Here is a 14067-nt window from a genome sequence, read left to right as displayed (position 1 = left end):
GTGACCTGGATCCAGGACTACCAGCCGGCGGGCGGGCTGTGGGTCTCCGCGCTGCTCGCCGCGCTCCCGATCATCGTGCTGCTGGTCGCGCTCGGCGTGGTCCGCTTCTCCGCGCACCTTTCGGCGGCGCTCGCGCTGGTCACCGCGCTCGGCGTCGCCCTGCTGCTGTACCGGATGCCGATCGGGCTGGCCTTCGACTCCGCCGCGATGGGCGTGGTCTTCGGCGTCTGGTCGGTGGCCTGGATCGCGTTCCACGCCGTGTACTTCCACAACGTCACGGTCGCCACCGGCCGGTTCGACGCGATCAAGCGCGTGCTCGCCGGGTTCAGCGAAGACCGGCGGCTGCAGGCGCTGCTCATCGCGTTCGGCTTCGGCGCGCTGCTCGAAGGCGTCGCGGGTGGCGGGTCGCCGATCGCGATCACGGCGGCGATGATGGCCGCGCTCGGGTTCCCGCCGGTGAAGGCCGTCGTGCTGGCGCTGCTGGCGAACACCGCGCCGGTCGCGTTCGGCGGCCTCGGCAACCCGCTGATCGTGCTCGGCCGGCTGACCGCGCCGATCATGCACCTCAAGCAGGACCAGGCGACCGAGCTGTTCTCGGCGGCGGTCGGCCGTCAGGTGCCGGTGCTCGCGCTGATCATCCCCGCGTTCCTGGTCGTGGTCCTCGCCGGCTGGAAGCGCATGCTCGAGGTGTGGCCGGCGGTGCTGACCGCCGGGCTCGCGTTCGCGGCCATGCAGTTCGTCGCGTCCAACTACATCAGCGCCAGCCTGGTCGACGTCCTCGCCGCGCTCACCGCGATGGCCGCGCTGTGGATCCTGACGCGGTTCTGGCAGCCAGCGTCGGTGTGGCGTTTCGACGGCGAAGAAAGCGCTGTCAAGAGTCTGGGCGCGGCGCAGTCCGAACGCGGCGCGCTCTACGCGTGGATGCCGTACATCATCCTGATCCTGGCCATCTTCCTGTCCCGGATCGGCACGATCTTCAAGAACCTGCCCACCTGGCTCGACCTGACGAAGCTGCTGCACAAGGCGGACTGGATCTTCGCCTGGCCCGGGCTGCACAACCACGTCGTCCAGCACCCGCCGATCACCGCGAAGAACGCGCCGTACGCGGCGACGTTCACGGTGGACTTCCTGTTCTCGCCGGGCACGGTCGCCCTGATCGCGGCGGTCATCGCCGGGTTCGCGATGGGCGGCCGCGCGGGGCTGCTGCTCAAGACGTACCGGCAGACGCTGTTCCAGATGCGCTGGGCGCTCGCGACGATCTTCATGATCCTGGCGATCGCGTTCGTGATGAACTACTCGGGCGCGACGCAGACGCTGGGCCTGGCCCTGGCGACGACCGGCGCGGTCTTCCCGCTGTTCTCGGCGTACATCGGCTGGCTGGGCGTGTTCCTGACCGGGTCGGACGCGTCGACGAACAGCCTGTTCGGCCCGATGCAGGTGATCTCGGCCCAGCAGCTGAACCTGAACCCGATCCTGGCAGGCGCGACGAACACCTCGGGCGGCGTGATGGGCAAGATGATCTCGCCGCAGAACCTGTCGATCGGCGCGACGGCCATCGGGCAGAGCGGCAAGGAGGGATCGCTGCTGCGGCAGACGTTCCTGTGGTCGTTGCTGCTGACCGCGGTGGTCGGCGTGATCTCCCTGCTGCAGGCGACGATCCTGACGGCGATGATCCCGTCGCCCTAGGCTGGGGGCATGAGCGAGTCGCTTGCCTCCTTCGGGTACGAGCTGGGTCTGCTGAAGCGCGTCCGCCGGTCGGGCTGGTGGCACGCGGGGGTCCGCGACCCGGAGTCGGTCGGCGAGCACAGCCTGCGGGCGGCCCAGCTGGCGGCGCTGATCGCGGCGGAGGAGGGTGCGTCGCCGGAGCGGGCGGCGTTCCTGGCGCTGTGGCACGACACCCAGGAGACCCGGACGGGTGATCTTCCGCTGACGGCCGGGGACTACCTGAAGAAGCCCGAGCCGCGGGAGATCACGGCGGACCAGACGGCTGCCTTGCCTTCGCGGTCCCGCGATCTGGTGCGTGACGCGGTCGACGAATACGAGACCCGCTCGTCGGCCGAGTCGTTGTGCGCCAAGGATGCCGACAAGCTGGAGATGCTGCTGCAGGCGCTGGAGTACCGCGACATCGGCGTGCGGCCGGTGGACGAGTGGATCGAGTCGGCGCGGAAGGGGCTTACGACGGAGACCGCGAAGAAGATCGCTGAAGCGGCGTTGACGCTGTCACCGCTCTCCTGGCGGGACCGCTAGTATCGCGCGCCCGAAGTTCGCCGACAGCGTGCCGGCGAGGCGAACGTCTTGAATGACTCATTCAGGTCTTCGGAGGTCCTGAATGACTCATTCAAGACGTTTTGGTCCGGCTACCGAGCCTCGCGAGCGCCCTGGCTCCGGCGGCCTGAACGTCGAACAACTCGCAACGCGCGGCCTCAGCGACCCACCGCCGTCGCGCGGTCGAGGAGCAACGCGCGCTCGCGGGCGTTCTCCGTCATCTCCGCCGCGCGCCTGAACTCCTCCTCCGCCTCTTCCAACCGGCCCAGCTTCTGCAGCAGGTCCCCGCGGACGCTCGGGAGCAGGTGGTAGTCCTTCAACGCCGGCTCGTCGGCCACCGCGTCGACGACCTCCAGGCCGGCCGCCGGGCCGTACGCCATCCCCACCGCGACTCCGCGGTTCAGCTCGATCACCGGGGACGGCTGGAGCCTGCCGAGCCCCTCGTACAGCGCCGCGATCCGGACCCAGTCCGTCTCCGAAGCCGTCCGGGCCCGGGCGTGGCACGCCGCGATCGCCGCCTGCGCGGAGTACGGGCCGTACGCGCCGTCGGCGATCTGCTCCGACAGGGTCAGCGCCGCCAAGCCGTGCTGGATCAGGAACCGGTCCCAGCGGGCGCGGTCCTGGTCGAGCAGGAGCACCGGTTCGCCGTTCGGGCCGGTGCGGGCCTTCGAGCGCGACGACTGCAGCTCCATCAGCGCGACCAGGCCGTGCACCTCGGACTCGCCCGGCATCAGCCCGGCGAGGACGCGGCCGAGGCGCATCGCCTCTTCGCAGAGCGCCGGACGCATCCAGTCGTCGCCGCGGGTGGCCGAGTAGCCCTCGTTGAACACCAGGTAGACGACCTCGAGCACGGAGGACAGCCGGGCGACGCGCTCGTCGCCCTCCGGTACCTCGAACGGAACCTTCGCCGCGGCGAGGGCCTTCTTCGCCCGGACGATCCGCTGCGCGATCGTCGATTCGCGGACGAGGAAGGCGCGCGCGATCTCGTCGGTGGTCAGGCCGCCGAGCATCCGCAACGTCAGCGCGACGCGGGCCTGGGTGTTCAGCACCGGGTGGCACGCGACGAACAGCAGGCGCAGCAGGTCGTCCTCGATGTGGTCGTCGAGGGCCGCGTCGAAGTCGGGCAGGACGCCCTCGCCGAGCTGCTGGTCGCGCCCGACCTCCTCGAGTTTCTCGGCGTACCGCTCGTTGCGGCGGAACTGGTCGACCGCGCGGCGCTTGGCGATGGTCATCAGCCACGCGCCGGGGTTGCGCGGCACGCCGGAGTCCGGCCACTGCTCGAGCGCCGCGACGAGCGCGTCCTGCGCCAGCTCTTCGGCGAGACCGACGTCGCCGCGGGCCATGCGGGCCAGACCCGCGATGAGCCGCGGCGACTCGATCCGCCAGACCGCTTCTACCGTGCTCCGGGTGTCCGCAACCGTCACCCGGCCATCAGACAGGGTGATCGGCCGCGGTGCAACCCACTACTCGGCGATGGCGCGGATCTCGATGACACCGCCCTTGGCCTCGGGGTTCGGCGCGCGCTTCATCAGCGCGACGACGTCCTCGAGGGATTCGCCGTTGAGCACCCAGACGCCGGCGACGAGCTCCTTCGTCTCGGTGAACGGACCGTCGATGACCTTGGGTTCGGCGTTGCCTTCGAAGAGGACGCGCACGCCCTCCGAGCTCCGGGTGAGGCCCTCGGCGAACACGATCCGGCCGTCGTTCAGGAGTTCTTCGTTGAACTTCGACATCGTTTCCAGCTCTTCGGTGCTGGGCCCGACCCCCGCCTCGGACTCGGGGGTGGCCTTCACCATCACCAGGAAACGCATCAGGCCTCCCCGGCGCTCTGCGCGCGGAGCCGTCCCTCCAGCTCTTCGACCTCGGGCGTCATGTTCTCGAAGTCGGACGCCTCGGCGACGCGCCGGATCTCGACGACGCCGGCCTGCCCGTCCGGGTTGGGCATGCGCTTGATCCACTCGACGCACTCGTCGCGGTCGCGGCACTGGAGGATCCAGAAGCCGCCGACGAGTTCCTTGGTCTCCGCGAACGGACCGTCGACGACCTTGGGGTCCTCGCTCCCGGAGAACACGACGCGCGCACCCTGCGAGCTCGGCGTGAGGCCCTCGCCGGCGAGCATGACGCCGGCCTTGACCAGCTCCTCGTTGAACTTCCCCATCTCGGCCAGCAGCTCGGCGCTCGGGCCCTGGCCCGCCTCGGACTCTTCGTTCGACTTGATGATCACCATGAACCGCATCGCGGTCTCCTCTCGCTCGGTCTGCCTACGCGTCGAACGGCCACGCCCCGGATCGACAGCGCCCGCCAAAAAACTTTCGCGCCGGAAAACTAGCAGCTCAGGGCGGCTCGAGCGGGGCAATTCGGACAGGGGAGACGCCGCGGGCCGGGCGGCCCGGCACGCGAGTCGCGCTTCACGGTGCGGGACACGTCCCTCCGCCGAGCACCGGCCGGCCGGGCGCCCCGGCTAACCTGCCGTCGTGGCGGTACTCCCCGACGACCTCTCCTCCGCGCTCGACGACGAGCTGGCCCGGCACCCCGTGCCCCGGCTCGCGCAGTCCGTCGACCGGCTCAGCACGCGCTACCGCCAGGGTGACGCGGCGGCCTCACCCATCCTCGCCACCGAAGCCGACGTCGCCGCGTACGCCGGCTACCGGATGCCGGCCACCTACGCGGCCGTACACGCTGTGCTCGCCGAAGCCGCTTCGCGCGCGCCCGGCTTCGAGCCGCGTACGCAGGTCGACGTCGGCGGAGGCACCGGCGCCGCGGTCTGGGCGGCTGCCACCGTCTGGTCGTCACTGGAGAAATCCACCGTCCTGGAGCAGGTCGCCGGGGCCATCGGGCTCGGCAAGCGGCTCGCCGCGGGGGCCAAGAACGCGACGGTCCGGAACACCGACTGGCGGCGCGGGTTCGTCGACCCGGCCGCGCCGGCGCCGGAAGCGGACCTCGTGACGCTGTCCTACGTGCTCGGCGAGCTGTCGGACGCCTCCCGCGACGACGTCGTGCGCTGGCTGACCGCCAAGGCGAACACCGTCGCCATCGTCGAACCCGGCACGCCCGCGGGCTACGAACGGATCCGCGCCGCCCGGGCGCAACTGATCGAGCTGGGCCTGCACGTCGTCGCGCCGTGCCCGCACGACGCCGCCTGCCCGATCGTGGCCGGCAAGGACTGGTGCCACTTCTCCGCGCGGCTCCCGCGGTCGGTCCTGCACCGGCGGCTCAAGGCGGGAACGCTCGGCTTCGAAGACGAGAAGTTCGCCTACGTCGTCGCGTCGCGGACGGTGCCGGAGCGGCCGGACGCGCGGATCATCCGGCACCCGAAGAAGCACAAGGGCTGGGTCGCGCTCGACCTCTGCACGGCGTCGGACGGGCTCAAGCCGGGTGTGGCCGTCTCGAAGAAGCAGGGCCCGCGGTACCGCGCGGCCCGCGACGCCGAATGGGGCGACGGCTGGTCGACGAACTGATCCGGCCATGGCAAGGTGGCCGTCCATGGGGAAGGTCATCGCGGAGATCAGCATGTCGGCGGACGGGATCGTCGCCGGGCCGGACACCAGCACCGAGCACCGCCTCGGCAAGGACGGCGATCTGCTGCACCAGTGGATGTTCGACGGCACCGACGCCGACGCGGGGGTCAGCGCCCGGCTCTTCGACGGCACCGGCGCCTTCGTCGTCGGCCGCACGATGTTCGACGCCGGCGTCGAACCCTGGGGCGACGACGGCACCTTCAAGAAGCCCGTCTTCGTCGTCACCACCCGGCCGCACGAGCCCCTGGTCAAGGGCCCGACGACGTTCACCTTCGCCACCGACGGCCCGAAAAGCGCGCTGCGGCAGGCGAAAGCCGCGGCGGGCGAGGAGAACGTCGTGCTGATGGGCGGTGGCACGACCCTGCGGCAGTACCTGCTGGCCGGGGTCGTCGACGAGTTGCGCCTGCACGTCGTCCCGGTGCTGTTCGGCGCCGGGGTCCGGCTGTTCGACGCCGAGACCGGCGCGCACGTGAAGCTCGAGCGCACCCGCGTCGAAGAAACACCGAACGCGACCCACCTGACGTACCGGGTCCTGAACTAGGGCATCCGCACGGTCCGGAGGAACGCGGGCAGCAGCCACGGCCGCGGCCCGCCGATCCGCACCCCGCCGCTCAGCACCGCCCGCGCGCGGGAAATCCGGCCGAACATCATCGGGACCAGGACCGCCGGGTCGAACGTCAGCCGCACGTCGGCGCTTCCGTCCGGTTCCTCGGAGCGCAACTCGCCGTGCTGCAACGCCAGCATCGCCGGTTTCGTGTACGCCGAGCGGAACTCGACCGCGATCCGGCGCGGGGACGGCGTCGCGTCGTCGAGCAGGCGGCCCATGTCGTTGCGCGCCATGCCGACCAGGAACAGCTCCAGGAACAGCGCCTCGTGCGCCGCCGGGATCGGCCACGGCCGCCGGACCGCGCGGGCGATGTCGAGGCCGTGGAGCAGCATCTCGTTGACCAGGTGCGCGAGCACGCCCGCGACCGGCACGCGCGAGCCGCCCAGCCACCACACCGGCTTCTCCGGGTCGGAGTCCGCGCTGACGAGCAGCACCTCGGCGATGTCCGCGCGCAGCCGCTCGGCCAGCCGGACGGGGTCGCGTTCCGGGTAGAGCTCGAGCGCCAGCGCGTTCATCCGCGAGATCGTGTCGACGCGGGCCGTGTCGATCGGCTCCGCCAGGCCCGGCAGCGGCAGCGGACCGCCGTCGCCGCGGATCATCGACGTGTACATCAGCGCGATCATCCCGACGTGCGCCGCCGTTTCGGCGATCGTCCACTCGCCGAGCGACGTCGTGTGCCCGTGCCGGACGCCGGCCACCAGGTCCGCGAACCGGGCGCCGGTCTCCGGGAGCGCCGTGCGCACCGCCTGCCACTTCTCGAGCGTCACGGATTCGACGGTAGGAGCCTGGACGGCGTCCCGGGTCTCCCAAGGTGCGGTTATCTTCTGCTCATGATCCGGCTCCTGCCCCGGTCGACCCGGTGGCGGGTCGCCCTCTTCGCCGCGCTCGCCTCGGCGCTCGTCCTCGGCCTCGGGTCGTACTGGTTCGTGCAGGCGCTGCGCAGCGGCCTGGAAAGCTCCGCGAACCAGCTCGCCAGTGAGAAGGCAGGCGCTGTCGCGGCCTTGCTCGACGCCGGGATCAAGCCCCTCGACGTCGCCAAGCAGATCGAGTACGACAGCTACTGGATCAGCCCGGACAAGTCGGGGGCCGCCGGGTGCCCGGACCACCCCGGCGGGACCGGCACGAGGGTCGGACAGGCCGTGGTCTACGGGCCGGACTGCGTGGTGGGGCTGGGTTTCCAAGGGAATCGCTCCGTCCTGTCCAACGCCGGGACGAGGGACAACAAGCACTACGTGCGGACGTCGGCGCGGCTCGATCCCATCGGCCTCCAGACCGTGGACACGGCCCAGCGGATCCTCTGGGGCGGGGTGCCCGCGGCCGCGCTGCTCATCGGCGGCGTCGCCTGGTTCGCGGTACGGCGGTCGCTGCGCGCGGTGGGCGGCATCCGCGCCGAGGTCGACGGTGTGCGCGCGGGCGACCTCGGCCGCCGCGTGCCGGTGCCGGACTCCGGCGACGAGATCACCGAGCTCGCCGTGACGATGAACGAGATGCTGGCCCGGCTCGACCGGTCGGTGCGGCGGCAGAGCCAGTTCACCGCGGACGCGTCGCACGAGCTGCGCACGCCACTGGCCTCGCTGCGCACCCAGCTCGAGGTGCAGCTCGCCCACCCGGACCGGCTCGACTGGCGCCGCAGCTGCGAAAACGCCGTGCTCGACGTGACGCGCATGGAGACGCTGGCCGCGGACCTGCTGCTGCTCAGCAAGCTCGACGCGGACCAGCCGGCCGGGACCGAACCGGTCGAGCTGGCCGACCTGGTGACCGCGCACGTCACCGCGCGGATCCCTCATGACGGCGTCGAGCTGAACCTGGAAGCGTCGCCGGTGGTGCGCGGCCACGCCGGACGGCTGGAGCGCGTGCTGCGCAACCTCGTCGACAACGCCGAGCGCCACGCGAAGAGCCGCGTGACGATCACGCTCACCGCGTCCGACGGCCAGAGCGTGCTGACGGTCGAGGACGACGGGCCCGGCATCCCGGCCGAGCAGCGCGAGCGCGTCTTCGACCGGTTCGTGCGGCTCGACGAGGACCGCGCCCGTGAGGACGACGGCGGCTCCGGGCTCGGCCTGGCGATCGCCGCCGAGATCGCGCGCACGCACGGCGGCTCCCTGCGCGTCGCCGACAGCACGTCCGGCGCGCGTCTGGAGCTGCGTCTTCCGCTTGCCTGAAGACGTCTTCAGCTCGCTTAAGCTCCGGTTCAGCGTGGCCCCAAGAGCATCCCGCCATGCTGATCGACTTCGCGCCGGCTCCGGCGCGCACGCGCGGAACCCGCGCGGTCCCCTACGTCGTCGCCGCGGTCGCCTTCGCCGGGTACGCCGCCTGGTCGCTGCAGCGGCTCCGGAAGTTCGACGCGAGCGGGTTCGACCTGGGGATCTTCGAACAGGCGGTGCGGTCCTACGCGCACGGGCACTGGCCGGTGTCGGACCTGCTCGGCCCCGGCGCGCCGACGCTCGGCGACCACTTCCACCCGATCCTGGCGCTGCTCGCGCCGTTCTACCTGCTCTGGCCGTCGCCGGCGTGCCTGCTGCTCGCGCAGGCCTTCCTGTTCGCGCTGTCCGCGGTGCCCGTGACGCGCTGCGCTTCTCGCGTGCTGGGCGCTCGCCGGGGCGCGGTCGTGGCCGCGGGGTACGTGCTGTCGTGGGGGCTGCTGTCCGCGGTGAACTTCGACTTCCACGAGGTCTGCTTCGCCGTCCCGATGGTGGCGTTCGCCGCGGAGCACCTGCTGCGCGAGCAGTGGCGGGCGGCGGTCTGGTGCGCGTTGCCGCTGGTGCTGGTCAAGGAGGACCTGCCGATGACGCTCGCCGCGGTGGGCGTGGTCCTGCTGCTCAACCGGCAGCGGCGGCTCGGCTGGGCGGTGCTCGTCTTCGGCGTGGCCACCACGGTGCTGCTGGTGACGGTCGTGCTGCCGGCGCTGAACCCGGCCGGCGCGTACGCGCACAGCGGCGGCTTCAACCCCTTCGGCGGGTCGATCGTCAAGGTGTCGATGCTGCTGGCCCTGGTGGTACCGACGGCGTTCGCGGCGCTGCGGTCGCCGGTGCTGCTGCTGGCGGTGCCGACGCTGCTGTGGCGGCTGGTCTCGGCGAACGACCGCTACTGGGGCATGGGCTACCACTACAGCGCGGTCCTGATGCCGATCGTGTTCCTCGCGGCGGCGGACGGCGTCCGGCGGTGCGGCCCGCGCTTCAGGACGCTGCTCCCGGCGTGCGCGCTGGTGGCCGGGCTGGGCTCGTTCGGGCTGCAGGCGGCGCACCTGACGGATGGCGTCTGGACACCGTCGCAGCGGGACGGCATCGACGAGGTGCTGGCGCGGATCCCGGACGGCGCGGACGTCATGGCGTCGAACCGGCTGGCCCCGCGGCTGACGTCCCGTTGCACGGTGCTGTTCTTCGACGGCGTGTCGAAGGTGCGGCCGGAGTGGGTGGTGGTGGCGAAGCCGGAGCAGTCCTGGCCGACGACGCTGGCCACGAAGGAATTCGCTCTGGAAGAGCTGAAGAGCACGGGATACCTGCGCGTCGCGGAGACGGACTCCGTCGTACTGCTCCACCGTGCGTAGAAAGGCCGCAGCGGTAACCGGCCAGTCGGGGGGCGTGCCGGCCGGTTACCGCCGCACCGAGAAAGAGGGAGCCACACGCCAGGAATGACGCGCGGCTCCCCGCTTCACCCGATCGAGTGACGAAGAAGGTTTCAGGCCGGGTCGGCCAGGATGCCGTTCACGTAGGAACCCGGGTGGGTCGCCGCGTCCTGGCGCAGCACCGGGAGGTCCGCCGGCCACTTCGCGGTCAGCGCCGTCGTCCGGCCCGGCGGGATGGTGTTCAGCTTCGCCGGCGTCCAGGCCGGCTCACCGGCGGCCGGCTTCACGACCGTGATCGTCGCCGACGCCGTCGTCCCCGCGGGCACCTCGTTGTACTTCACGCCGTTGTCGACGCGCGGCAGGTGGTAGACCGGCCCGAACGTCGCGTCGTCCGGGCCGACCAGGTCGACGCCCGGCACGCCGTACAGGCCGCAGGTGTGGTCCGAGGTGTTGCGGTAGGTCAGCGGGACGTCGAACTGGCCCGGCGCGCCGTTCTTCTCGGCCGGCTTGCCCAGCAGGACCTCCAGGTCGGCCGTGGTGCACCGCGGTGTCGCGGTCGAAGCGGCGGCGACGCCACCCCCGGAGCCCCCGGCCGCCGGAGCCTGCACCGCCGCGGCCCCCGCCGGAGCAGCCGACGTCGAAGTCCCGCAAGCTGCCAGCGCGAAGGCGCCCGCGGCCGTGCCGATCCCCATCAAGATGCGCTTCATGACATTCCTCCCGGTGTCGGAAAAGCTCAGCTGCTGACCGGCGTGACCTGCACGGTGTCGCCCTTCAAGACCGCCCCCGCGGGCCACTCGACGCTCACGGGCTGGCCGTACGGGCCGGTCGGCAGGTCGAACGTCACGAAGTTCGGCGTGGCCGAAGGCGCCGCCGCCGAGCGCTGGACGATCCGCGACACGGCCGGGTGCCCCGCACGCAGGTTCACCGGGACCGCCTCCGAGCCGTCCGGGGTCGCCGTGACCGGCAGCCGCTGCCCGCCGGCGAGGAAGGCCAACGCCGTCGGCGCGCCCTCGAGCTTGCAGTTCGTCGTGGCCGAAGCCGCGGTGTAGGTGAGGACGTAGGCCTCGTGCCCGGCGGCGTTCGACGGGTCGCGGGCCACCGTCACGTGGACGTCCGATGCCCCGCACGGCGTGTCGCTCGGCATGGCGTTCGCCGCGCCGCCCGCCAGGAACAGGCCACCGGCCACCAGGCCCCCGATGGTCATCGCGATCGCAGTTCGCTTCATGGTCATCCTCCCTCGTTCCGTGATCAACCGGACTCACCGGAAGAGATGCCCGGCAGCCACCCGGGGATGCGTCGCGATGGGGTCGATCACCAGAAAGCAACCCCGGAGCCGCCCGGACGTCGAAACAGAGGTCAGCTACGGCCGAAGCAGACGAACGGCATCAGCGGTGCCGCCCGGGCGGCATCGGCCAGGGCACGCGCAGGGGGCGTGCCCGCCGAGAGCGCCCGGTGGTAGGCCAGCATCACGCCGCCGGCCGTCCGGTCGTCGACCCGCGCCACGCTGGAGACGACCGTCCGGCTTCCGCCGTAGAGCAGCGCCGCCGTGAAGCCGAGGACCTCGTCGCCGTCGCGGACCACCGCCTGGCCGACGTCGCACGACGACAGCACCACCTGCTCGGGCGCGGTCGAAAGCTGCTGGACGTCGTAGGCCATCAGCGGCCCGTCGGCCAGGTTCAACCGGGAGAACAACACGTTCTCCTGTTCGTGGTGGCCGTGCGCGGCGAAGTGCGCGAGGCGGCATCCGTCGAACGCCTTGAGCGTCGCCGCGACCGTCGCGTCCGCACCGGTCAGCACCTCGGCCTCCGGGTAGATCGGCGCCAGCGAAGAAACCTCGGTGTCCGCGTGGGTCAGGTCCGAGCCCGCCACCAGCAGCGGCGCCCCGGCCGCGCGGCGCGGACGGCGGCCCGCGTCCAGCCAGGCCGACGACGACGGCGTGACCGTCACCGGGCGCCCGCGCAACGTCGGCAGCAGGCCCCACGGGATCGCCGAAAGCGCACCGGTCGGCACGACGACGACGTCGAGGTCGCCGAGCCGGGAAGCCAGCGGCGCCAACAGGATTCCGTCCAGGGCCGTGACCTGCGTCCGCACCGAACGGCGGATGACCTCGTCGAGCCGCGCCGGCAGCTGGCGCCCGCACAACGCGTCGAGGTCGCTGTGCAGCCGCGCGACCGGTTCGGCGACGGCCGACGCCGGGCCGAGCTCGATCAGCGCGACCCGGTGGTTCGCGATCACCTGCGCGCACAGCGCGCCGTGGTCGGCGAGGAAGCAGACCATCGCGCTGCCGGTCTCGGCGAGCTCGTCACCCACCTCGCGCAGCTTCGCTTCCGGGTGGTCGACGTCGGTGCCCTCGGCCTGCCAGCCTTTGGCGCGGATCTCGCGTTCCAGCGCGGCGCACCGCTTCGCGGCCTGGGTGTCCGGCTTCCCGGACAGCTCGCCCGCGCGGATCTGCATCGAGAGGTACCGCAGCTCGGCGACGGCGTCGACGGTCTCGGGGTGCGCGGGCGGGCGCACCGGCCGGAACCGGAACGCCTGCGCCCGCGAACGGTCGAGCCACCGGAAGACGACGCCGGGCGAGCGCTGGGCCAGCGCGGCGGCGAGACCGGCGTCGGCGAGCTCCTTGCCGAGCGACGTCGTCGCGGTCTGCAGGTCGATGCTGCCGAATTGGCCGCGGTGCCGCTCCAGCTGCGTCAACCCGGCGCGCGCGTTGGCGAAGGTGATGCGCCGGTCGCCGCTCGCGGCGCCGAGTTCGGCCAGCGCGAGCCGCCGGACCAGGCGGTTCTCCAGCGGTGCGGTCCGGCGGTCGCGCGGGGCGATGCCGGCGCGGGCGCCGTCGAGGTCGCCCAGGGCGATGCGTGCGCGGGCGGCGAGCAGCGCGGCGATCTCGGCGTCGTTGCGCAGGCCCAGCGCGGTGAGCCGGCCGGCCAGCGCGGTCGCCTCGCCGGCGACGCGGGCGATCCGCCGTCCGGCCGCGAAGTCCGCGCGCAGCACGGTCAGCTGCGCGACCGCGGCCCAGGTTTCGTTGCCCCGACGGCGAAAGCGGCGTTCGGCGCGCCCGGCCCAGCTGCGCGCGGTCGACGGCTCGCCGCTCGCCAGTGCGGCCAGAGCGCGGGTCAGCTCGGCTTCGGCGTGTTCCTGGTTCATCCGCAGCCGCGGGAACTGCTCCAGAGCCGCGTCCAGCTCGGCGGCGGCCTCCTGCGGCAGCCCGGCCGCGAGCAGCGCGCGGGCCTTGTCGACGGCCAGCACCGGCAGCATCCCGACGCTCTGTTCGGCGTAGAACCCGCTCGCCGCGTCGAAGTCCCGCAGGGCGCCGGGGATGTCGCCGGTGAGCACGCGCGCCTGGCCGCGGCCGTGCGCGGCCTTGGCGAAGATCCGGGCCAGCCCCTCTTCTCCGGGCTGGCCGGCGCCGATCTGCTCGCACTGGTCGAGGTCGGCGAGCGCGAGCCGGACGCGCCCGGCGTACTGGTGCAGCATGGCGCGGTTGAGCAGGGTCCGGGCGAGCACGACGAACTCGCCGGCCTGCCGCAGCAGGGGGATCGCCTCGTCGAAGCACGTGAGGGCTTCGTCCATCCGGCCGATCAGGATGAAGACGAGACCCCGTTGCTGGCGCAGGATCCCGCGCCCGGCGTCGGACACGAGGACGTCGGCTTCGTCGAGCAGCGCGAGCCCGCGGGTGCTGTTGCCCAGCGCGGTTTCGACGGCGGCGTACGTGCCGAGCACGCGCGTGGCGAGGTCAGGCCAGGACGGCCATTCCGGCGGCGGCGCTTGCGCGGGCAGGCCGAGAAGCCGCGCGGCGGACCGGATCAGGCGGCCGCCGACCACGGGCTGGCCGTTGTTGGTCGCCGCGACCGCACGCCGATGCAGGTCGCGCACCCGGTCTTCCGCCCTCGGCGACGCGACCACAGGCTGCCCTTCCGGCCGGGGCCGTCCCCCTCGGCCGAGAAGGACGTCCCGGATCGTACCTCCGGGCTCGGGTGGTCCGGGAGTTCTCGCCGGGTGGGCACACTGCCGCGGCTGGTCGTGAGTGAGAAACAGTGTTCTAACCCTGTTTCTCACTCGCGGCCGTGCCGCCGCTGAAGCAGGCGCGCCGGCTTGTCGTGCTCGGTGACTCC

At 72.3% G+C, this 14067-nt stretch carries 13 protein-coding genes; 6 read left to right on the top strand and 7 right to left on the bottom strand.

Translation table 11 applies throughout. The annotated features are described in order from the left end of the window. Entirely contained in the window at positions 1-1686 is a 1686-nt protein-coding gene (locus tag AB0M59_RS49870) for a lactate permease LctP family transporter (RefSeq protein WP_364630231.1), read from the top strand. A gap of 9 nt (positions 1687-1695) precedes the next feature. Continuing rightward, positions 1696-2247 (top strand): HD domain-containing protein, encoded by a 552-nt coding sequence (locus AB0M59_RS49865; protein ID WP_364630228.1) that lies wholly within the window; start codon positions 1696-1698, stop codon positions 2245-2247. A gap of 176 nt (positions 2248-2423) precedes the next feature. Here the strand turns inward: AB0M59_RS49865 and AB0M59_RS49860 are convergent, their stop codons facing one another. The 3 genes from AB0M59_RS49860 to AB0M59_RS49850 are packed head-to-tail and all read right to left on the bottom strand — an operon-like array spanning position 2424 to position 4501. Further along, positions 2424-3689 (bottom strand): RNA polymerase sigma factor, encoded by a 1266-nt coding sequence (locus AB0M59_RS49860; protein ID WP_364630225.1) that lies wholly within the window; start codon positions 3687-3689, stop codon positions 2424-2426. Between the two features lie 39 nt (positions 3690-3728). After that, entirely contained in the window at positions 3729-4076 is a 348-nt protein-coding gene (locus AB0M59_RS49855; RefSeq protein WP_364630222.1) for a YciI family protein, read from the bottom strand. After that, a complete protein-coding gene (locus AB0M59_RS49850) occupies positions 4076-4501 on the bottom strand; it encodes a YciI family protein (RefSeq protein WP_364630219.1) in 426 nt (141 codons plus the stop codon). The genes AB0M59_RS49855 and AB0M59_RS49850 overlap by 1 nt, the downstream gene beginning before the upstream one ends. A gap of 238 nt (positions 4502-4739) precedes the next feature. Here AB0M59_RS49850 and AB0M59_RS49845 point away from each other — a divergent pair, with 238 nt between their 5' ends. Together AB0M59_RS49845 and AB0M59_RS49840 are read left to right on the top strand one after the other, a co-directional pair. After that, positions 4740-5723: a small ribosomal subunit Rsm22 family protein gene (locus tag AB0M59_RS49845; RefSeq protein WP_364630216.1), complete on the top strand. Its 984-nt coding sequence runs from the start codon at positions 4740-4742 to the stop codon at positions 5721-5723. 25 nt (positions 5724-5748) lie between these two features. Then, on the top strand, positions 5749-6324 hold the full coding sequence (locus tag AB0M59_RS49840; protein WP_364630213.1) for a dihydrofolate reductase family protein: 576 nt from the start codon (positions 5749-5751) through the stop codon (positions 6322-6324). Here the strand turns inward: AB0M59_RS49840 and AB0M59_RS49835 are convergent. Beyond that, positions 6321-7157: a maleylpyruvate isomerase N-terminal domain-containing protein gene (locus AB0M59_RS49835; RefSeq protein WP_364630210.1), complete on the bottom strand. Its 837-nt coding sequence runs from the start codon at positions 7155-7157 to the stop codon at positions 6321-6323. The genes AB0M59_RS49840 and AB0M59_RS49835 overlap by 4 nt on opposite strands. A 63-nt stretch (positions 7158-7220) precedes the next feature. On the opposite strand from AB0M59_RS49835, the gene AB0M59_RS49830 reads away from it, so the two are divergent. Further along, on the top strand, positions 7221-8552 hold the full coding sequence (locus tag AB0M59_RS49830; protein WP_364630207.1) for a HAMP domain-containing sensor histidine kinase: 1332 nt from the start codon (positions 7221-7223) through the stop codon (positions 8550-8552). Between the two features lie 56 nt (positions 8553-8608). Continuing rightward, the gene (locus AB0M59_RS49825) at positions 8609-9937 is read left to right on the top strand and encodes a DUF2079 domain-containing protein (protein ID WP_364630204.1); all 1329 of its coding nucleotides are present in this window, start codon (positions 8609-8611) and stop codon (positions 9935-9937) included. Positions 9938-10068: 131 nt separating this feature from the next. Here AB0M59_RS49825 and AB0M59_RS49820 read toward each other — a convergent pair whose 3' ends face one another. From AB0M59_RS49820 to AB0M59_RS49810, 3 genes are all read right to left on the bottom strand, one after another. Beyond that, on the bottom strand, positions 10069-10662 hold the full coding sequence (locus AB0M59_RS49820; RefSeq protein ID WP_364630201.1) for a DUF4232 domain-containing protein: 594 nt from the start codon (positions 10660-10662) through the stop codon (positions 10069-10071). A gap of 26 nt (positions 10663-10688) precedes the next feature. Further along, a complete protein-coding gene (locus AB0M59_RS49815; protein WP_364630198.1) occupies positions 10689-11180 on the bottom strand; it encodes a DUF4232 domain-containing protein in 492 nt (163 codons plus the stop codon). 131 nt (positions 11181-11311) lie between these two features. Further along, positions 11312-13828 (bottom strand): CHAT domain-containing tetratricopeptide repeat protein, encoded by a 2517-nt coding sequence (locus AB0M59_RS49810; protein WP_364630195.1) that lies wholly within the window; start codon positions 13826-13828, stop codon positions 11312-11314. Between the last annotated feature and the right edge of the window lie 239 nt (positions 13829-14067).

This window comes from Amycolatopsis sp. NPDC051371 (assembly GCF_040682155.1).
Classification (GTDB): Bacteria; Actinomycetota; Actinomycetes; order Mycobacteriales; family Pseudonocardiaceae; genus Amycolatopsis.
The sequence above is the reverse complement of the archived record's forward strand: the minus strand, read 5'-3'. Positions and strand labels throughout refer to the sequence as shown.